The sequence below is a fragment of the Roseobacter ponti genome (genome assembly GCF_012932215.1).
In the GTDB taxonomy this organism is placed as follows: domain Bacteria; phylum Pseudomonadota; class Alphaproteobacteria; order Rhodobacterales; family Rhodobacteraceae; genus Roseobacter; species Roseobacter ponti.
Window position 1 is genome coordinate 2720359 of record NZ_CP048788.1, and the last position, 19307, is coordinate 2739665.

The 19307-nt window shown below is 58.0% G+C and carries 19 protein-coding genes and 1 tRNA gene; 17 read left to right on the top strand and 3 right to left on the bottom strand.

The genetic code is table 11. The features are described from left to right. The first annotated feature begins 19 nt into the window (after positions 1-19). From G3256_RS12825 to G3256_RS12860, 8 genes are all read left to right on the top strand, one after another. Positions 20-421 carry a hypothetical protein gene (locus tag G3256_RS12825; protein WP_169641192.1) on the top strand — a complete coding sequence of 134 codons (402 nt, stop codon included), beginning with the start codon at positions 20-22 and terminating at the stop codon, positions 419-421. Between the two features lie 499 nt (positions 422-920). After that, positions 921-2141 (top strand): tyrosine-type recombinase/integrase, encoded by a 1221-nt coding sequence (locus G3256_RS12830; RefSeq protein ID WP_246227610.1) that lies wholly within the window; start codon positions 921-923, stop codon positions 2139-2141. Continuing rightward, positions 2141-3028, top strand: coding sequence for a hypothetical protein (locus G3256_RS12835; protein ID WP_169641194.1), 888 nt, complete (start codon positions 2141-2143; stop codon positions 3026-3028). The genes G3256_RS12830 and G3256_RS12835 overlap by 1 nt, the downstream gene beginning before the upstream one ends. A 92-nt stretch (positions 3029-3120) precedes the next feature. Then, on the top strand, positions 3121-3312 hold the full coding sequence (locus tag G3256_RS12840; RefSeq protein ID WP_169641195.1) for a helix-turn-helix transcriptional regulator: 192 nt from the start codon (positions 3121-3123) through the stop codon (positions 3310-3312). 97 nt (positions 3313-3409) lie between these two features. Continuing rightward, a complete protein-coding gene (locus G3256_RS12845; RefSeq protein WP_169641196.1) occupies positions 3410-3685 on the top strand; it encodes a winged helix domain-containing protein in 276 nt (91 codons plus the stop codon). A 132-nt stretch (positions 3686-3817) separates the two neighbouring features. Then, positions 3818-4255 carry a helix-turn-helix domain-containing protein gene (locus G3256_RS12850; protein WP_169641197.1) on the top strand — a complete coding sequence of 146 codons (438 nt, stop codon included), beginning with the start codon at positions 3818-3820 and terminating at the stop codon, positions 4253-4255. 272 nt (positions 4256-4527) lie between these two features. After that, positions 4528-5169 carry a hypothetical protein gene (locus G3256_RS12855; RefSeq protein WP_169641198.1) on the top strand — a complete coding sequence of 214 codons (642 nt, stop codon included), beginning with the start codon at positions 4528-4530 and terminating at the stop codon, positions 5167-5169. 171 nt (positions 5170-5340) lie between these two features. After that, positions 5341-5889, top strand: coding sequence for a thermonuclease family protein (locus G3256_RS12860; protein ID WP_169641199.1), 549 nt, complete (start codon positions 5341-5343; stop codon positions 5887-5889). A gap of 13 nt (positions 5890-5902) precedes the next feature. Here G3256_RS12860 and G3256_RS12865 read toward each other — a convergent pair whose 3' ends face one another. From G3256_RS12865 to G3256_RS12875, 3 genes are all read right to left on the bottom strand, one after another. Then, positions 5903-6829, bottom strand: coding sequence for a hypothetical protein (locus tag G3256_RS12865; RefSeq protein ID WP_169641200.1), 927 nt, complete (start codon positions 6827-6829; stop codon positions 5903-5905). Next, complete coding sequence (locus G3256_RS12870; RefSeq protein WP_169641201.1) at positions 6826-7656, bottom strand: hypothetical protein; 831 nt, start codon at positions 7654-7656, stop codon at positions 6826-6828. Before G3256_RS12870 ends, G3256_RS12865 begins: the two co-directional genes overlap by 4 nt. A 224-nt stretch (positions 7657-7880) precedes the next feature. Further along, positions 7881-7970 (bottom strand) — tRNA-Ser (locus G3256_RS12875). 288 nt (positions 7971-8258) lie between these two features. On the opposite strand from G3256_RS12875, the gene G3256_RS12880 reads away from it, so the two are divergent. The 9 genes from G3256_RS12880 to G3256_RS12920 all read left to right on the top strand — a co-directional run bounded on the left by G3256_RS12880 (position 8259) and on the right by G3256_RS12920 (position 19099). Continuing rightward, positions 8259-9182, top strand: coding sequence for an SPOR domain-containing protein (locus G3256_RS12880; protein ID WP_169641202.1), 924 nt, complete (start codon positions 8259-8261; stop codon positions 9180-9182). Between the two features lie 65 nt (positions 9183-9247). Further along, the gene (locus G3256_RS12885; protein ID WP_425501560.1) at positions 9248-10384 is read left to right on the top strand and encodes a D-alanyl-D-alanine carboxypeptidase family protein; all 1137 of its coding nucleotides are present in this window, start codon (positions 9248-9250) and stop codon (positions 10382-10384) included. Next, positions 10381-11019, top strand: a complete 639-nt coding sequence (tmk, locus tag G3256_RS12890) for a dTMP kinase (RefSeq protein WP_169641204.1) — start codon at positions 10381-10383, stop codon at positions 11017-11019. The genes G3256_RS12885 and tmk overlap by 4 nt, the downstream gene beginning before the upstream one ends. Beyond that, positions 11016-12122, top strand: coding sequence for a DNA polymerase III subunit delta' (locus G3256_RS12895; protein ID WP_169641205.1), 1107 nt, complete (start codon positions 11016-11018; stop codon positions 12120-12122). Before tmk ends, G3256_RS12895 begins: the two co-directional genes overlap by 4 nt. A gap of 30 nt (positions 12123-12152) precedes the next feature. Next, on the top strand, positions 12153-12959 hold the full coding sequence (locus G3256_RS12900) for a TatD family hydrolase (protein ID WP_169641206.1): 807 nt from the start codon (positions 12153-12155) through the stop codon (positions 12957-12959). After that, positions 12959-13759 (top strand): MBL fold metallo-hydrolase, encoded by an 801-nt coding sequence (locus G3256_RS12905; RefSeq protein WP_169641207.1) that lies wholly within the window; start codon positions 12959-12961, stop codon positions 13757-13759. The genes G3256_RS12900 and G3256_RS12905 overlap by 1 nt, the downstream gene beginning before the upstream one ends. A 66-nt stretch (positions 13760-13825) precedes the next feature. Further along, the gene (locus tag G3256_RS12910) at positions 13826-14761 is read left to right on the top strand and encodes an AEC family transporter (RefSeq protein ID WP_169641208.1); all 936 of its coding nucleotides are present in this window, start codon (positions 13826-13828) and stop codon (positions 14759-14761) included. A gap of 134 nt (positions 14762-14895) precedes the next feature. After that, positions 14896-16002, top strand: coding sequence for an efflux RND transporter periplasmic adaptor subunit (locus G3256_RS12915; protein WP_169641209.1), 1107 nt, complete (start codon positions 14896-14898; stop codon positions 16000-16002). Between the two features lie 4 nt (positions 16003-16006). Beyond that, complete coding sequence (locus G3256_RS12920) at positions 16007-19099, top strand: efflux RND transporter permease subunit (protein WP_169641210.1); 3093 nt, start codon at positions 16007-16009, stop codon at positions 19097-19099. The last annotated feature ends 208 nt before the right edge of the window (positions 19100-19307 follow it).

Genomic DNA, 19307 nt, shown 5'->3' on the forward strand with positions numbered 1-19307 from the left:
CGCAGACGTGTGATCCCGAGTGAACGGGCTGCCCCCGCTGGTGATTGGGGTAACGAAAAGCGGACGGGTGGTCGAGCACGGGAAGCTGATCCAGCCCCTGCTGCTCGAGCATTTCCCTGGAGGCCGAACCGTGCTGATCCCGATCAGCGATGAGTATCGGTATCGTTACATCGACTTCGGTGCAAAGAATCCGGCCTCTGACTTCGGGAACGACACACACTATGGTCAGGTGTTCCTGGTACGCAGCGCGCGCGATCGGATCTTCGAACTGAACATCGCCTACCCGTTCGCGGAGAAAGGTGCCGACTTCCAGAACCGGAAAGTCGAACTCACCGCCTATGGAGCCGACATCGGCCGCGCGATTGGGATCTTGGAGCTGTTCGAGACTGAACTCTACGCGGACGCTAACCCAGGCCCTTGACTTCAACGCAAACGGAGAACCGCTTCCCGCCCTTCGTGCAAAGTGTCGCGAAATGCGGCACCGCAGAAAGCCGAGCGCTGCGCTGTTACCGAATGTCGGCGAAAATTCGATTTCTGTTCCCTCTCAACCGAACGCGACTCTGGTCGAAGTGTTCAGGTTGGTCACCTGACAAACCGCCCCGAAACAGTGCCTTGCAAAAAATTCACCAAATCCACGCAGTCATCAGGTCCGGAGAATATTCGGCCGAGAGAACGATTTTGGCCCACCTGGCATCGAGTTCGGTGAATAGCCCGCCCCGCATAACCTTTGAAAAAAGGTGAAATCCGGCCGCAGCCGGATCGGGAGAAGGCTTTATCTGCGGCAAGTGGCGGAGGAGGTGTCCGCCTGCACCAATTCCAAGGCAATCCAATGGAGTATAAAATACAGGAACTTAATATGCATTAGTGTCTTGCACGTTCCAATGCCGCCCCCCATATTCCTATAATGAATGGGGGATAGAATGGCGGGCGAATTTTTGGCATCTGATGAAAAGCAAGCGAGCAAACATCCTGACAAAGCTTTGTCAGCGGCCTTTGTTCGCACGGTTTCGAACCCCGGCAAGTACACGGATGGTCACGGCCTTATTCTCAAGGTGGACAAGTCAGGCGCAAAGCGGTGGATTCAGCGCATTGTCATTCGCGGCAAGCGGACAGAGATGGGCTTGGGGTCCGCTTCACTGGTAAGCCTCGCAGAAGCCCGTGAAGCGGCCTTAGAAAACCGGAAACTGGCGCGGGCGGGTGGTGACCCCCTACAGGCCAAGCGCGTTGCACAGGCACTTTTGTCGTTTGAGGAAGCAGCTAGGAAGGTCCACGCGATCCACGAACCGACATGGCGCAACAAGAAACACGCGGCACAGTTTATATCGACATTGGAAACCTACACATTCCCGCGCATGGGCAACCTCAAGGTGTCAGAGGTCACAACGGCTGATGTTCTAGCCGTGCTCCAACCTATCTGGCTTGAAAAGCCTGAGACAGCGCGCCGTGTCAGGCAACGTATTGGCACCGTTATGAAATGGGCGGTGGCGAACGGTTGGCGGCAAGACAACCCGGCGGAAGCGATTGCGCAAGCCCTACCAAAACAGGGCAAGACCCAAAAGCACCGTAAGGCGTTGCCCTATGACAAGGTGCCAGAGTTCATTGAAACCTTGACAGCATCTAACGCAGGCGATGCAACGAAACTGGCGCTTGAACTGTTGATATTGACCGCTTCCCGGTCGGGCGAAGTCAGATTGGCGGAGTGGTCAGAATTTGACTTGGACAAAGCTATCTGGACCCGGCCAGCATCGCGCATGAAGGCCAAGAAAGAACACCGCGTCCCATTGTCAAAACGCGCCGTTGAAATCTTGACCGGAGCCAAGGCGCTGAGTGACGGCACCGGCTTGGTGTTCCCCGGCACAAAGTTTGGAAAACCGCTTTCTGACATGACGCTATCAAAGCTGGTGAAGGGTTTGGGCTATGATGTGGACGTGCATGGGTTCCGCACCTCGTTTAAGACATGGGCGCAGGAGCGCACTAACGCGCCACGCGATGTTTCGGAAGCCGCGCTAGCGCATTCTGTCAAAGATAAAGCAGAAGCAGCTTATGCTCGGTCCGACTTCTTCGAAAAGCGCCGCAGTATTATGAATAAGTGGGAACAGTACATGCTGGCGACAAACGCCACTGTTGCTAGGGTAGGATAATGTTCTCTCCTGAAGGGTATTGGTCTTGGGACGAGATTGTTACAGCCTCGGCCCAATGGACCCGAGATTTAATAATCGCCAAAAACTGTCCATCATTGTTGAGTGAAAAAGAAGCCTCAAGCAATTGGGAAACAGAACGGAAAATTCAAGACATTCTTGTTGAAGATGGCTTCGTCGAAACGGCGTCTCATGTTCGCTTCGCCGTCGATGTCGCGCATCTATGGTTGCTGGCAAATTTCTTAGACGTGCATGATGCGGTTCTTTGCTCACCAGAGGGAGTAAGAATGCGATGTCCGCCTATAATGAAGGCACATGGCGACGCACTAGACTGGTGGTCTTGGCCGCTTTCTAGCAAACCATTTGGCCGCGCGGAAACGTGGGCTTACTTAAACTACTTTACCAAAGGAAATTTCCGTATAACCGATGCCCAATCCCGATTTTGTGCGATTGACTACTTGAGCGGGACTATTCAACTTAAACCTAATTCCAAGAACCTATTGCTCGGCAGTTCATATGGCCACGGTTGCGAGGAAATATACGTAGAAAAGTTCATCGACGTTCAACTGCGGCCCGTTTTGGGATGGGCCGTCTGTTGGAATCCATCTGATTTACCTGAAACTGAAAGTGAAATTTTTCAGTCGCTCGGCTTTTCTGATTTGGATTGGAACGCTATCGATTTTGACGGAGGAAACTTGACCGCAAGCCCACCACATCAACAAAACATTTTAGACTGTATTTTGGCGGTTTTTCCGGAGGGCAAGCAGGGTGCGACCTGGGCCGTGGTTGAAAGCAAAGTAGGCTACTCAAGAAGAAGTATCGTACGCGCACTAAAGCAAAATAATTTGTGGTCAGATTGGTCAGAAAGCGGGCAAGAGAATAAAGGCTGAGCGCCCACCTAACGCCCAGTTGCCCACCTTTCCAAGCAAGAGGCATTCCTTCAAGGTCTTGAAGAAACTCAAGAAAGCCGAAAGGAATCACTATGCCAGACACGCATCTAAGACGCCCCGCAGTTCAGGCGGTCACCGGTCTTAGCCGCTCCAGTATCTATGAAATGATGGACAAGGGTGAATTCCCTCGCCCCGTACGCATCGGCAAGCGCGCTGTGGCATGGCCGCAAAGTGCTGTTGAAGCATGGCTTGCGGAACGCCCCGTTTCGACTGGTGCGAAATAGGTAACGCCCACGCAGTAACAAAACTGGCGCGGGCGCTGGGTAGCTTCAAGAACTCACTCATACCGCGCTGCAATCCAAAAAACAAAAGGATTCAGTGATGAAAATTCACGTAACGCTCAATTTGGGCGAACAACCCCGCTCATTCAATCTCAATGGCCGTTTAGGTTGGGCTTTTTTCGAGCTCCACAAGGCAGGCAAACGCGGAGTGACGCCAATTGAACGCCCTGCGCCCCGTTGGTCTGGATACGTCCACGACCTGCGCGGCATGGGTATAGCCATTGATACAGAGATGGTTCCCCACGGCGGCACATACTCAGGCCACCACGCGCGCTACAGGCTTGCTTGCGACGCAGCAGTGCGGGTGTTGGCATGAGTGGGCTTATCGACGTTGAAAGCCGCTCTACCCCGCCCTCACAAGCCGTCAGACGCATTATGCGCAAGCACGGCCTACCAGAGCCTTCAGCGCGCTCCTACGCGCTTATAGTCTACGGAGTATCAGCACTCGATGGGTAGAACAGGCAGCAACAATGGCAAAAGGTCGGAGGGCCAATACATCCCCTTGCCTTATGCCATCCTGAAATCAGAAGCGTGGCGGTCCCTTTCGGGGGCCGCCATCAAAGTCTTCTTTGAGCTTCATACCCGATACAACGGAGGCAACAATGGGAAGGTGCGCTTGTCCATGAACGAGGCGGCAAGCGCGCTTGGTATCGGCAAGGCTACGGCACAGCGCGCGTTTCTCGAACTACAGGACAAAGGGATGATTGTGTTGATGACCCCCGGCAACTGGTATCACAGGCGCGCGCACGAATGGCGGCTGACACACAAGCCGATGCAGACAATCAAAGGCAAAGAGTCCGCCACAAACGATTGGAAAAAATGGGGCGAAAAAACAAAACGCGGTTCTGACACGGACCCGTCAGGTGTTCCGGTGGTTCCACCTTGAAACCCAAGGCCCTTTTGTGGGTCCGAACCAGAACCCGTCAGGACCGTTTTGCATGGTTCGCTTGGGTCCTGAAATGGAACACTAATATAAACCACTCCCTGCAAGGAGCGCGCATGTAACCGGGGGGGGGAGGTTCATTCCTTGGGCGACCCGGTTTAGGGACCGGTGGGGAAACCCAAAAACGCGCATCCACAATTGAGACATTTCAAAGCAGGCAACGCGAATACCCTAAACTTCGCTAATGATTTCGGAAAATATCAGGAGGCACAAACATGGGCGGATATGGCTCAGGACGCACAAGCTATCACCAAAAGGCAGAGGATTGCAGGTCGCTGGAAGTGAACCGCTTTCACCGCGAAGGCATTTTGACAGAAGACAGGAGCGGCGCGTGGGTCTGGTCATGCGAAGGCGAAGAAGTGGCGCGCATTGGCTACCATATGACGTCTGGTGGCTTGGTTCTGGATTACCGTATCAGGCTCTATGGCGACGACTGGGAGCCGATAAAGGAAACCGTGCCGATAACCTACGTGCCATGCAACTACGGCGGCACACGCCCCTATTTTCAATGCCCCGGCTACGTGGATGGCAGGCGGTGCGGTCGGCGGGTCGGAAAGCTATTCGGAGGCGGGCGATACTTTCTATGCCGCCACTGCTATTCCGTCGCCTACGGTAGCCAGTCCGAAGGCCGCTACGAACGCGCTTTGAGACGCGCCAACAAAACCCGCATGGCGCTGGGCGGTGAACCCGGTACGGCCAAATGGATAGCCCCAAGGCCAAAGGGCATGTGGCACCGAACATATGAGCGACATTGTGAACAGATTGCGCGCGACGAAGGCCAAGCAGACTTCATGTTTCTACGCAAATATGCGCGCCTTCTCAGCCCGGAAGACCGTGAGATGTTTTTCGGTGAATAGTGCAACAGCACGTTGGTAGACATATGGCGCGCTCAAAATAGGTTAAGGCGCGGCGGCAGGTGGCAACAATTCTAAGCAAATAAACCTGCAAAAACACATTTCCATGCCCCAATGCAGTCATTGTTTTGAGAGACAATCGCGCGGCACCAACGAGTCTGCAAATGGGTATCCATGACCACTGAAACCATTTCTCTAAGCGAAGCAAGGCTGGCAAAGCGTAGCCAGCCAAGACGGAAAGTAGCGCTCGCCTTTTTGGGTTTAAGCGGCATTGTTTTAATGGCATGCGCGGCGACTGGGTTGAGCGTTGTCTCCAGCGGCAGTTTTGGTGGCGCTCAATCAGGTGCGCGCCAGATAACCGGCTACCCAACCCTTTCACGTGTCATTGATGCTGATACCATTGTGGTAGAAGAAACCCGTGTGCGTCTAGACGGTATTTCAGCACCGGAGCGCGGCCATGAAGCATACACCAAAGGCAAATGGTTTGTTGCCGATCTAATGCGTGAAGCGAAATCAATCGAGTGTGATTTAGAGGGCCGCAAATCTTATGACCGGGAGGTTGCTGCATGTTTCTTCATCATGCAGGATGGCACACGCATAGACCCGCAAGCGGAAGCTGTGAAGGCTGGTCTTGCTCGTGATTGCCCACGTTATTCAGGTGGGCGCTACAAGCAATTTGAAACCGACGATAGTCGCGCGTTGCCTTTGCCGGGTTATTGTTAGGCTGGAAATTCGACTACACTGATTCCTTGTGTAAGATGTGCTCACCGATTTGATTTGGGCCAGACATCGTTCTTAAGCGAATTTGCTCACTGTCCGCTTGTTCAGTCAATTCTCGTACATGTTCCTGAATGCGTGCAATTGAGCTCGGTTGCTTATCAGCAATTCGGTATTGTGGGAAATCCACAAGCATCTCAAAATCATTAATTGCCTTAGAACTTTGCGCGACACGTTCTCTCTGAATAGAGAGGTCCCACATTCGCTGTTTCAAAACCCCGACAGTTCTTGCTGGTGCATCAACGTTGAAGTCGTCAATATTCGCAGACAGCTTTCGGCCATTGTAGTCAATTTTGATACGAGCGTTAGCTCTTAAACGCCTAAAGCTTTTGTTACGTACATCCTCATGAAAATACTCGAGTAGGCTAGGCTCTTGCCTCTCTATCACGGTCAATACCCGGACCGGGAGCCGTAGCTTTTGCGCCTGCAATTCTTCTTTAGCGTTTGCGACCACAGATTGCGCTGATGAGTAAACGGCGTTTTCCGGTTTTTCGTAAAAAGAGGAGAGTGTTGCCATCCATTCCTGAGCGACTTCTTCTCGCTCTACGCCAATCGCGCTCTCGCACTTGCCCAAAAAGATGTTGGTAACTGGGAAGCGCAAATCCAAAAGAGACGTGTCACCATCGGCAAAGACTTCTTCTAGCCAAGCGACGGCGATTTCAATAGACAGTGCAATCGGCATTGCGTTGTCGCCGTAAAGGCATCCCAGTCGAGATAACTGATTAGCGACTTCTATGTGATATCCGTCCTTGTCTACGGCAACGATGCCCACAATAAACTTTTCAAGTGATGCCTCTTTGGGACGGCAGACAATCGGAGCCCATTTCGTCGCCTTGGACGGGTCCAGCGACGGAAAATCTTCGAGACGGATATTCATGGGGTTCATACTATTCCTCCCATTAGCAGCGCATCCTTAGAATTTTCTTCAACCTTGTCTAGGCGGTCTCTAAGGAAGGCCTTTACGGCGTGCTTGTCTGTGTCTTCCAGATTAAACAACTTAGCGAGATAGTCTATCTTTGCCTCTCGGTCCAAGGCATCTGCCTTGCTCTTAAAGGCAGATGCCGAAGCAAGACAAGTAGCTCGCTGAGGGTCTGATAAGCGCGGCGACGCCCAATTCTTAAGTTTGTTAGCATACGATTTATCGGGAATTAAATGTGTGGAGCTCCAATGTTCGGACGTGAACGCTTTTCCATGATCAATCAACCAAATGTCCGGTGATCCATTCGAAGAGCGCCGGCCAAACAAGATGTTGCCAAGATTTCTATCAACGTTGGCTATCCAACCGTCAAACGCGTAAAGTTCACCGAGTTGAGGCCAAGTTGCCAAAAGAGGGACAACACGATCCAAGCAAACATCAATTAGATGTTTAGATGGTTTTCCTTGCAGTCCAGCTGCTATCTTAAGGCTCGGCGAAGGAACCTCCGTTGTCAAAAAAGCTAATCGTTGCCCATTTGGCATAACAGGTGACTTCTTCAATTGCCCTTCTGCAATCGGTATCAAACCCAAGTAGGCTTTCGGAACCGGCAATCCGAGTTCCCGCAAAACGAGAAAAGAAAACAATTCGTTGAATAACTCGCGTGGCTGTAGGTCCTTTACGATGGCTGCAAAAGGGCCGGATTCATCGACGGGTTTTGCTAGCGCCTTGAAAGTCGCGTTAATATTTTGCTCATGAAATGGAAGAAGACTGCTAACAACAGAAGCAAAATCGATCATCAAAAGTCACGTTCTTCGAGGTGCTGGAACATTCAAGAAGCGTAAGGCAAGCTAGGGCATTGGTCTACCTTTTGGCGAAGTCGAAGGAAAAAATCTATTTTTTGCTTGATGTCAGAGACGCACCATACAGGCTTACCATTGCATATTATGGCGGCCAAAATGGGGGATAGATAAGCATATATGTTCGGTAAATATCTAATTTAATTATAAAAATAAGAGTCTAATGGCGGAGGAGGTGGGATTCGAACCCACGGTACGCTTTCACGCACGCCGGTTTTCAAGACCGGTGCATTCGACCACTCTGCCACTCCTCCGTGTCATGTGGTGTTGTGGCTTTTGAACGATGCCCGCGCGGTCTGCAAGTAATTTTGAAGCGCCCGGCCTCTTTAGCGCACGGAATTCCGCCACAACCCCCGCACCGCAACCGGACTACAATGCGACACTGTCCCGACAAAGGTGCCGCAGGGCACAGAGGAATATTGCTGATCAGGGACGCCACACCTTCCCTCGCCCCTCATCTCGGGCTAATGTAGCGGCAAAACCCCCGTGAAAGAGGGTCAAAGGGCGGCCGGCGTTCCGGCTCACAGGCAAGGACGACAGGAATGAACAGCAAACGCAGTTCCCGGATATCCCGTTGCGGACGCGGTGTCGCAGCAGGCTTCGCAGCACTTCTCACACTCGCGGCATGTGACGAAACGGGCTCTTTCAGTCTTGGCGGGACACCATCCGCAACCGGATCCGCAGGCGGGTCCGTCTCGCGCACAACCGGCAAAGATGTGGAATCTCCGGAGGTTTTCTACGCACTGGAAAAGGCACTCTGGGACGGACGGCCCTCTCTCGGGGGCGTCTGGGTGGCCTATCCCAATGTTGAAACGCCCGAGCGGGTGATTATCCGCAATAAGGAAAACGGCAAATTCGTGATCGGCGCTCTTTTCCGCCGCATCAGCAATCAGCCCGGCCCGCAACTGCAACTCTCGTCAGATGCGGCTGCGGCGATCGATGTGCTGGCCGGCGCACCTGTGGACCTCGAAGTTGTGGCCCTGCGCAAAGAGGTCATCGTGGAAGAGCCCCCGGAAGAAGAAGTGCCGGAAGAGACGACAGAAGAAACACCGGACGAGGGTAGTGAAGACGGTTCAGCAGCGACGGCGTCAGCAGCACCAGCCACGGCCGCGACGGCGGCCGGTGATCCGGTTGTCGCAGCCGCCGAAACTGCCATTGCCGCACCTGAAAAGGAAACCGCAACTGCTGTGCCTTCGACCGATATCGTTGCATCGACCCTGCCGGTGAGCACGCTCAGCAAACCCTTTTTACAGGCAGCCACCGTCAGCAGTCAGAAAAACGCTGACCGGGCCGTCAGCGATCTGGGGAAAGCCGGGCTGAACGCCAGTTTCAAATCTGAATCTGACGGCGACAGCACGCTGTGGCGTATTCTGGTTGGTCCTGCCGCCAGTGAGGCAGAGCGCGATACCATGCTCGCCACGCTGAAAGAAGCGGGCTTTACCGACGCCTATGCCGTATCGAAATGATTACAATGATCTCAAGCAGGAGCCCGAAACACGTGATCCGACTTGCCATCGCACTGATTGCGCTCATGTCCTGGACAGTGAGTGCCGCAGCCTTTGAGACCAAAGCCACATCGGCCTTTGTCATCGACCAGAGCACAGGCACTGTGCTTCTGAACAAAAACGCCGATCTGCCACTGCCGCCGGCGTCCATGTCGAAACTTATGACGCTTTACATGGCGTTTGAGGCGATCCGGCGCGGTAAATCGGACGGCGGACTGGATCTGAATGAAGAGCTGCCGGTCTCCGAGCACGCGCAGTCTTTCGGGGGATCAAGCATGTTTCTGCGCTCGGGCGAATCTGTCTCTGTCGAAGACCTGATCCGCGGCATTATCGTGCTCTCTGGCAACGATTCCTGCGTCGTGATCGCCGAAGCTCTGTCGCCTGACGGCACGGAAGCCGGGTTCGCGCGGCTGATGACGCAGCGCGCTCAGCAGATGGGAATGACAAATTCCACCTTTACCAACTCCAGCGGCTGGCCGGCACCCGGGCATCTGATGTCCATGCGGGATCTGGCACTGCTGGCGCACCGTCTGATTGTGGATTTCCCTGAATACTATCCGCTCTTTGCCGAAACGGAGTTTGCTTTTGACAACCGGGTCCCGTCCAACCGGCTCAACCGCAATCCGCTTCTGACCATGGGTATCGGCGCTGACGGCCTGAAAACCGGACATACGGAAGCTGCGGGCTACGGGCTGACCGGGTCCGCCAAACAGGGCGACCGCCGGATCATTTTTGTACTCTCCGGTATGGAGAGCATTGCCGATCGTGCCAGCGAAGCGCAGGCGGTGGTCAACTGGGCTTTCCGGCAGTTTGCGATGCGGCCACTCGCCACCGAAGGCCAGGAGTTTGCACGCGCGGACGTCTGGATGGGTGCGGAGCCTACTGTCGGCCTCGTGGCCCCTGAGGATGTCAGCGTGCTGATGCCGGCGCTGGCCGAGCGGTCTTTTGAGGGCGAAGTGATCTTTTCCGGGCCCGTTGAGGCTCCGATCGCCAAAGGAGATCAGCTTGCAGAGCTGGTGTTCACGCTTGACGGCCTGCCGGAAACCCGGCTGCCTCTGGTCGCGGACCGTGACATCCCTTCGGGCGGCTTCGTGAGCCGGATGACAACGGCCGCCATGGTACTTTTCAATCAGCTGATCGCGGGCCCGGAGGGCGCAACGTGACATCTGCCTCCGGGCAGCAGGGCAGTTTCATCACATTCGAAGGCATCGACGGTTCAGGCAAATCAACGCAGGTCCACAGGCTTGCCGATCACCTGCGCGCCCGGGGCCATGACGTTGTGATAACGCGCGAGCCCGGCGGATCACCCGGTGCTGAGGAAATCCGGGCGCTGGTTCTGCAGGGAGATCCGGACCGCTGGTCTGCCGAAACCGAAATTCTGCTTTTCACTGCAGCCAGGCGCGATCACATGGAGCGGTTGATCGGCCCTGCCCTTGCGGCGGGTAAGACGGTCATCTGTGACCGTTTTGCGGACAGCACCCGCATGTATCAGGGGCTTTCGCGTGGGGATCTGCGCGCGGTTGTCGATCAGCTGCACAGCCTGATGATCGGCCGTGAACCGGATCTGACGGTGCTGATCGATATGGACCCGGCCACGGGGCTTGAGCGCGCGCTCGCCCGGCAGACAGCGGACGAGCGGTTTGAGGCCTTTGGTGCAGGACTGCAGCAGGCCATGCGCGCGGGCTTTCTCGCCCTTGCCGAAGAGTTCCGCGACCGGTTCCGGGTGGTGGACGGCGGCCGCGACATCGATACCGTGGCCGCAGATATCGCCGCCATCGCGGACAATGCCCTGGCATGAGCACGCCTGACCAGATTGAAGGCGCACCACATCCGCGCGATACGCCCCGGCTTTTCGGGCAGGACGCGGCGGAAGAGGCGTTTCTGGAGGCCTTTGCCACAGGCAGGCTGCACCACGGGTGGCTTCTGACAGGACCGCGCGGCATCGGAAAAGCAACGCTGGCCTGGTCAATCGCGCGGTTTCTGCTGGCCACACCGCCGCTGGACGATGACGGGCTTTTCGGGGCCCCGCCCCCGCCCGCCACGCTGGCCATTGATCCCGAACATCCCGTGGCCCGACGGATCGCCGCCGGTGCCGAGCCAGGGTTGCGGGCTGTCACCCGCACCGCCAACCCCAACACCGACCGGATGCGGGATGAGATTGTCGTGGATGATATCCGCAGCCTTGCAGGATTTTTTCAGCTGTCCGCCGCCGATGGCGGACGGCGCGTGGTGATCGTGGATGCCGCGGACGAGATGAACACCTCTGCCGCAAATGCTCTGCTGAAGATGCTCGAAGAGCCGCCTGCCCGTGCGACGCTGCTGCTGATCAGTCACCAGCCATCGCGCCTTTTGCCAACGATCCGTTCGCGCTGCCGCAGCCTGCGGCTTTCGACGCTGTCGCCCGCGGACATGGATCGGGCGCTCGCACAGGCCGGAGCCGGAGCAGGTGCACAGTCCGCGGCCCTGTCAGAGCTCTCGGGCGGGTCGGTCGGTGCAGCGTTACGCCTGAACCTTATGGACGGTCTGAGCCTTTACGCCGAAATCACCACGGTTTTGCGCGGCCTGCCACAGTTCGACCGCGCCCGTGCCGTCAAACTGGCCGAGGCCGCCGGCGCGCGCGGGGCGGCGGCAAAACTGGACCTTACGTTTTTACTGCTCGACCTGCTGATGTCGCGGCTTGCGCGCACAGGTGCAACCGGCGCACCACCCGCTGTCGAGGCCGCACCCGGAGAGGCTGAAATGCTGCTGCGGCTGGCCCCGACCCCGCAGGCAGGTCGCGCCTGGGCGCAGACCGCACAGGAGACAGGCGCGCGGGCCGCACACGGGCGGGCCGTCAACCTTGACCCTGCCGCTCTGGTTCTAGATACCCTGATCAGAATAAGCCAAACCGCCACCTCCTGATCCGGGAGGCGGCCCCGTTCCCGGACCTTCATGACCGACACACCACGGATTACCGACAGCCACTGTCACCTCGACTTCCCCGACTTTGACGGGCGGCTCGAAGAGGTGGTCGCGCAGGCGGCTGAAGCAGGTGTGCACCGCATGGTGACGATCTGCACAAAGCTGCGCAACGAACCTGCCGTGCGCGCCATCGCCGAGGCGCATGATCCGGTGTTTTATGCAGCAGGCACCCATCCGATGAGTGCCGCTGAAGAGCCGCTGACCAGCACGGATGCACTCATTTCCATTGCACAGCACCCCAAAATGGTCGGGATCGGCGAAACGGGGCTTGATTATCACTACACCGCTGACAGCGCGGAGATACAGCAGACCTCGCTGCGCATTCACATCGATGCTGCCCGCCAGACCGGTCTGCCCCTGATCATCCACGCGCGCGACGCCGATGACGACATGGCGCGGATCCTGAAGGAAGAATACGCAAACGGCGCATACACCTGCGTCATGCACTGCTTTTCCTCTTCGGCCGCGCTTGCCAGAGCAGCTCTTGATCTTGGTTTTTATCTCTCCATGTCGGGGATCACCGCCTTCCCGAAATCGACTGAGTTGCGCGACATATTCGCTGCGGCCCCCGTGGACCGGATTCTGGTGGAAACCGATGCGCCCTATCTCGCGCCGCCGCCCTTTCGCGGCAAGCGCAACACGCCGGCCTATACCGCGCATACCGCCCGCCGCGGGGCGGAAACGATGGGTATGGATTACGCCGCCTTCGCGGCCCGGACGGAAGCCAATTTCGAGCGTCTTTTTTCAAAGGCCGCCGACTTCCGGGTTGCTGCCTGATGGCTGAGCTTAAAGTTACGATCCTGGGGTGCGGTTCTTCGGGGGGCGTGCCACGCCTTGGCGGGCACTGGGGCGACTGCGACCCTGACAACCCCAAAAACCGCCGCCGCCGCTGCTCGATCCTTGTTGAACGGATCAGTGATGCGGGTACCACAAGTGTGCTGGTCGATACCTCGCCCGATCTGCGTGATCAGCTTCTGTCGACCGGCACCGGGAGGCTCGACGGGGTAATTTACACCCATTCGCACGCCGATCACACCCATGGCATCGACGATCTGCGCATGATCGTCTTCAACATGCGCGCACGCCTTCCGGTCTGGGCCGATCAGCCCACCCGCGACGCGCTGCTGCAGCGGTTTGATTATGCTTTTATTCAGCCCGAAGGCTCCACCTATCCCCCGATCCTCGATATGCACCTGATTGATGGTGACACGGTAATCGACGGCGCCGGGGGGCCGATCACCTTCACGCCATTCAGTGTCCGGCACGGCGGTATGGATGCGCTGGGTTTCCGGATCGGCAATGTCGTTTACCTGCCCGACGTGGCGAGCATTCCAGACGACCAGTGGCATCATCTCGAAAATCTCGACTGCTGGATTGTGGACGCGCTGCGCCGCGAACCGCATCCGACCCATGCGCATCTGGCGCGTACCCTGGAATGGATCGAACGGGCCGAACCGCGCCGGGCCGTTCTGACCAACATGCATATTGATCTCGACTATGACACGCTGCAGGCGGAAACCGCCGCACATATCGAACCCGCCTGGGACGGGTTGTCGCTCTGTTTTCCCGCCCCCTGACGGCTTTCCAGCCGCAGATTTTCCCGCCGGAGGCATCCCGCCTTCCCAAAGGCGCAAAGGCCGCTGATGCAGACCCTGCTCGACGTCATTCTCCCGGTTTTTCTGGTCATCGGCTTTGGTTATGTCGCGGTCTGGCGCAAACTCTTTCCCGAGACCGGTATCGACGGGGTCATGCGGTTTACGCAAAACTTTGCCATCCCCTGCCTGCTCTTTCAGGCCATCGCCAAAATCGATCTTGAGGCTTCCTTTGATCCCGGACTGCTGGGGAGCTTTTACGCCGGGGCGGCCATCTGTTTTTTGCTCGGCATCTTCGGTGCGCGTGTCTTTTTCCGGCGCGAGTGGGAGGACTGCGTGGCGATCGGCTTCTGCTGTCTTTTCTCCAATTCGGTGCTGCTTGGCCTGCCGATCACCGAGCGCGCCTACGGGGCAGACGCGATGACCGGCAATTTTGCAATTGTCGCGCTGCATTCGCCCTTTTGTTACGGGCTTGGCATCACGGCGATGGAAATCACCCGCAACCGCGGGCAGTCGCCGCTGGTGATGATCCGTTCGGTTGCCCGTGCGATGTTCCGCAATGCGCTGGTGCTCGCGATCGGCGCAGGCTTCATCGTGAACCTCTCCGGAGCAGGTCTGCCCGGAGTGGTGGATGACGCGCTGACCCTGATCGCGCGTGCAGCCCTTCCCGCGGCTCTCTTTGCCTTAGGCGGTGTGCTTTTTCAGTATCGCCCCGAAGGCGACCTGCGCGCGATCGCCATGGTCTGCGCCATCACGCTGATTGTGCACCCGGCCCTGATGTGGACCTTTGGCAAAGCCTCCGGGGTCGAGGGCGAATTCTTCCGGTCCGGTGTTCTGACAGCCGCGATGGCACCGGGTTTCAACGCTTACATCTTTGCCAATATGTACGGCCGGGCCAAACGGGTCGCCGCCTCATCCGTACTGATCGCAACCGGATCGTCGATCCTCACGGTCTGGCTCTGGCTGGAACTTCTGGCCGGAACCTGAGCAGATCCTGACAGTTTACGGCAGCAGGCACGCGATTAATCTGAGACATACCCCGAAAGCCTTGCCATCCGCATCCGTCAGGTTAGATACGATAACTGAACAGATCAGTTCAGATTATTACCGGAGTGCGACCAATGCGTCTGTCCCGCGTTGCAGCAGCAACAGTTTTTCTCGGCTTCCTCTTCAGCACAGGTGCGGCTCTCGCTCAGTCCGATGACACCGCAGAGCTTGGCCCGTCAGGTCAGCCGGTGCCGGTGCCTTCGGTCAAACTGATTGCGCCTGATGACGCAGATACCGGGTTCGTGCGCCGCTTCTTTGGCAGGATTGCCGCGCGTGAAACGGTGGATCTCAGCTTTGAGGTCGGTGGCAGGCTGGTGCAGCTGCCTGTCGTGGAGGGGGAAAGCTATCCCGTGGGCACCGTGGTTGCAGAGCTTGAAACCGATAACTTTGAACGGGCGGTCGCGCGGGCGGAGCTGACACTGCGCCAGGCGACCCGGGATCAGGACCGCGCAAGCCGGCTTGCGGCTTCAAATGTCGCCTCTGCGGTGCGTGCGGAAGACGCCCAGACCGCGCGCGAACTGGCCGAAGTTGCGCTGAATGATGCGCGCGACGCGCTGAAGGATTCAGTTCTGCGCACGCCTTTTGATGCGCTGGTCGCCGCGCGGCTGGCGGCAAACTTTTCAAATGTCGAACCCGGCCAGCCGATCCTGAGGCTGCATGACATGTCGGAAATCCGGGTTCAGATCGACGTGCCCGAGCGGCTTTTTCAGTCCGGCATTCCGCCTGAGGCCATCACCTTCACCGGTGAGGTTGCGCAGCGCAAAGATCCGGTGCCGCTGGAGCTGATCGAATTTGAAGCGCAGACCGAAGCCATCGGACAGACATTTCTTGTGACCCTGCGTTTGCCGGACCTGAAAATCTCTACCCTGATCCCCGGCGCGTCGATGACGGTGACCGCAACCGTCAACGGTGATTACACCCCGCCGGGTCGCCCGCTGCCGGCCTCTGCGCTGCTGCTCGGAGCGGACCGTTCGGCAAAGGTGATGGTTTTTGACCCGGACAGCGATGACCCGGACAGCGGCACGCTGCGCCTGCAGGACGTGACCGTGATCTCTGCGGCGGGCACCGATCTGCGTGTCGAAGGGCTCGATGCCGATGCCGAGCTTGTCGGCGCCGGATTGCAGATGCTGAGCGACGGGCAGAAAGTCCGCCGCTACACCGGCCTGACGACCGGGGAGTAGGCATATGCAGATCGCCCGCAACGCCATTGAGCGCCCGCTTTACACCTGGTTGCTGATGCTCTTCTGCCTGCTCGGCGGTGCGGCGGGGTATCTCTCAGTCGGCAAGCTCGAAGACCCCCTCTTTACGCTTAAAAACGCGCTGGTGATCACCCCCTACCCCGGCGCCACCGCATCCGAGGTGGCCACCGAAATTTCAGAAGTGCTGGAAAACGAAATCCAGCAGATGGATGAGGTCAAGACAATCACCTCTTCAAACCGGCCAGGCGTGTCGATTGTCGAGGTTGAGGTGCGCGACAGCTATGATGGCGACGCGCTGCCCCAGGTCTGGGATGATCTGCGCGACCGGGTATCTGACGCAGTGGCCGATCTGCCGGCGGGCGCGCAGCCACCTGTGGTCAATGATGATTTTGGCGATGTGTTCGGTATTTTCTATGCGGTCACAGCACCCGGGTTCACCGATGCTGAAATCTGGGAGATCTCAAATTACCTCAGGCGCGAAGTGCTTTCGGTGGATGGTGTCGCCAATGCGCAGCTGATGGGCCTGCCCGAAGAAGCTATTTTTGTAGAACCCGACAGCAGCACGATTTCGAACCTGGGCGTTGATCCCGGCGTGATCCTCGAGGCAGTCGCCACCGCCGACAGTGTCGTTCCGACCGGATCCACCCGCTCGGGCGATCGCGAACTGCGCGTGGATGCCCCGACGGGTGAGAGCAGCGTCGATGAGATCGCCGGCCTGTCGTTCGGGTTCCGCGGCGAAGTAATCAACCTGCTGGACATCGGAGAGGTTTTTCGCGGGCGCGTGGCACATCCCGAGCAGATTATCCGCCACAACGGGGTGCCGGCCTTTACGCTGGGGATTGCCGGGCTGTCCTCACGCAACATCGTCTCGGTCGGACAGGCCGTCGAGACGCATCTCGATGAAATCAGCTCTATTCTGCCCGCCGGTGTCACGCTACACCCGATCTATGAACAGCACCGGGTTGTCGATGAGGCCAACACCGGGTTTCTGACCAGTCTGGCGCTGTCGGTCAGCGTCGTCATCGCGGTGCTGGCTATCTTTATGGGCTGGCGCGCGGCGCTGGTGGTGGGCATTTCGCTGCTGCTGACGGTGACGGCCACGTTCTTTTTTATGTTTCTCTTCGATGTCAAAGTCGAACGGATCAGTCTCGGTGCCCTGATCATCGCCATGGGCATGCTGGTGGATAACGCCATCGTGGTCGCCGAGGGCATGCAGGTAGAGATGCGCCGCGGCCGCAAAGCACCCGATGCCGCACAGGAGGTTGCCCGCAAAACCCAGGTTCCGCTTCTCGGGGCAACGGTGATCGGCATCATGGCCTTTGCCGGGATCGGGCTTTCACCGGATGCCTCCGGAGAATTTCTGTTCTCGCTTTTTGCGGTTATCGGAATTTCGCTGATGCTTTCCTGGCTGCTGGCCATCACCGTGACACCCCTGCTGGCGCATTACTTCTTTCAGGTCGGCGGCCTCGAAGAGGGAGCCGATGCCTATGACGGTCCGCTCTTTCAGACTTATGGCAGGCTGGTGCGCGGCGCCCTGCGGGTCCGCTGGCTGGTCATTGTCGCGCTGCTGGGGCTTACGGTTGCGTGCTTTGCGGCTTTCGGACAGGTGACGCAGCAGTTCTTCCCGCCCGCCAATACGCCGATCTTCTATTTCAATTATAAGGGGGCTCAGGGCACCGCAATTCAGGAGACGAGCCGCGATCTGGCGGTCATCGAAGACTGGCTGCTGGCGCGCGATGATGTCCTTTCGGTGACGAGTTCAGCAGGCCAGGGTGTGACGCGCTTTGTGCTGACCTATAATCCCGAACAGCGGGATTCCTCCTACGGGCAGTTGATCATTCGCGCCGCTACCCCTGAAGCGATCCCGGCCATCCGGGCCGATCTGGATCAATATGCAGCCAGTGCGATCCCATGGGCCGAGAGCCGGTCCGAGCGGGTCATCTACGGCCCGCCGACAGGGGCGGATGTCGAGGTGCGCTTCTCCGGTCCCGATCCGGATGTTCTGCGCCGGCTGGCGACGGAGGCGCTCGACGTTCTGGAAACCGCGACACCAGATCTGCACACCGAACGCACCAACTGGCGCGAACGCGAGGTCGTGACCCGTCCGGTCTTTGCCGAGGACCGCGCCCAGGCGGTTGGTGTTTCAAGGTCTGACGTGGCGCAATCCATAGCGCTTGCAACAGACGGGATCCGGGCGGGCGACTACCGCGAACGCGAAAGGCTGATCCCGATCATTATCCGCACTCCCCGCGATGAAGTGGCCGAAGCCGGGCAGATGCTGGACCAGATCGTCTGGTCCCCGGCACTGGGGGATTATCTGCCGCTTGATCAGATGATCGACGGCTTTGACGTGGTGGTGCGCGACACACTCATCGAACGCCGGGGCCGCGTGCCGACGATCAGCGTACAGGGCAATGTGATTGAAGGGGTCACCCCGCCCACCGCATTCGCGGCAGTGCGTGGCAGCATCGAAGCGATCCCGCTGCCGCCGGGATATCAGATGGAATGGGGCGGTGAGTTTGAAAGCGCGGGTGAGGCGCAGGCTTCACTGGGGCGCCAGATGCCGCTGAGTTTCGGAACCATGTTGCTGATCACCGTGCTGCTTTTCGGCTCGCTGCGTCAGGCTGCTGTTATCTGGACGATCGTGCCAATGGCCGTGAACGGGGTCGCGCTGGGGCTGCTCTTCACCGGGGTGCCGTTCAGCTTTACGGCGTTGCTCGGGCTGTTGTCGCTGTCGGGTATGCTGATCAAGAACGCCATCGTGCTGGTCGATGAGATCGACGCGCAGAAAGCGGACGGCCTTGCGCAGGACGATGCCATTGTTCTTGCCTCTGTCAGTCGCCTCAGGCCCGTGGTGCTGGCAGCCGGCACGACGATCCTCGGGATGGCGCCCCTTCTGACCGACAGCTTCTTTGTTGCGATGGCTGTGACCATTATGGCGGGCCTTGGCTTCGCGTCTGTTCTGACCCTGATCGGCGTACCGGTGCTCTACCACACCTATTTCCGACGCGAACGGCGCGCTGACCGGGAGAAGGCCACCAATGGGCCGGAGCCGGGCGCAGAACCGACGGTAGCCTGACAGGTTGAGGATCGCGGGGCCGGGATTTTCCGGCGCACCCCGGCCATCTTTGCCGCCGGATCAGGGCGATTCCGTCTTTGGTTTCCCGGACCGGTGGCGGGAATCGCTTCAAAACGTTACCGGCCTGCCCGAAATTAGGGAGCATTTTAACGAATTGCGGCATGCCTGTGGCACTGCCCGTGACCCGGCTCGCCACATTTCCGCCGCG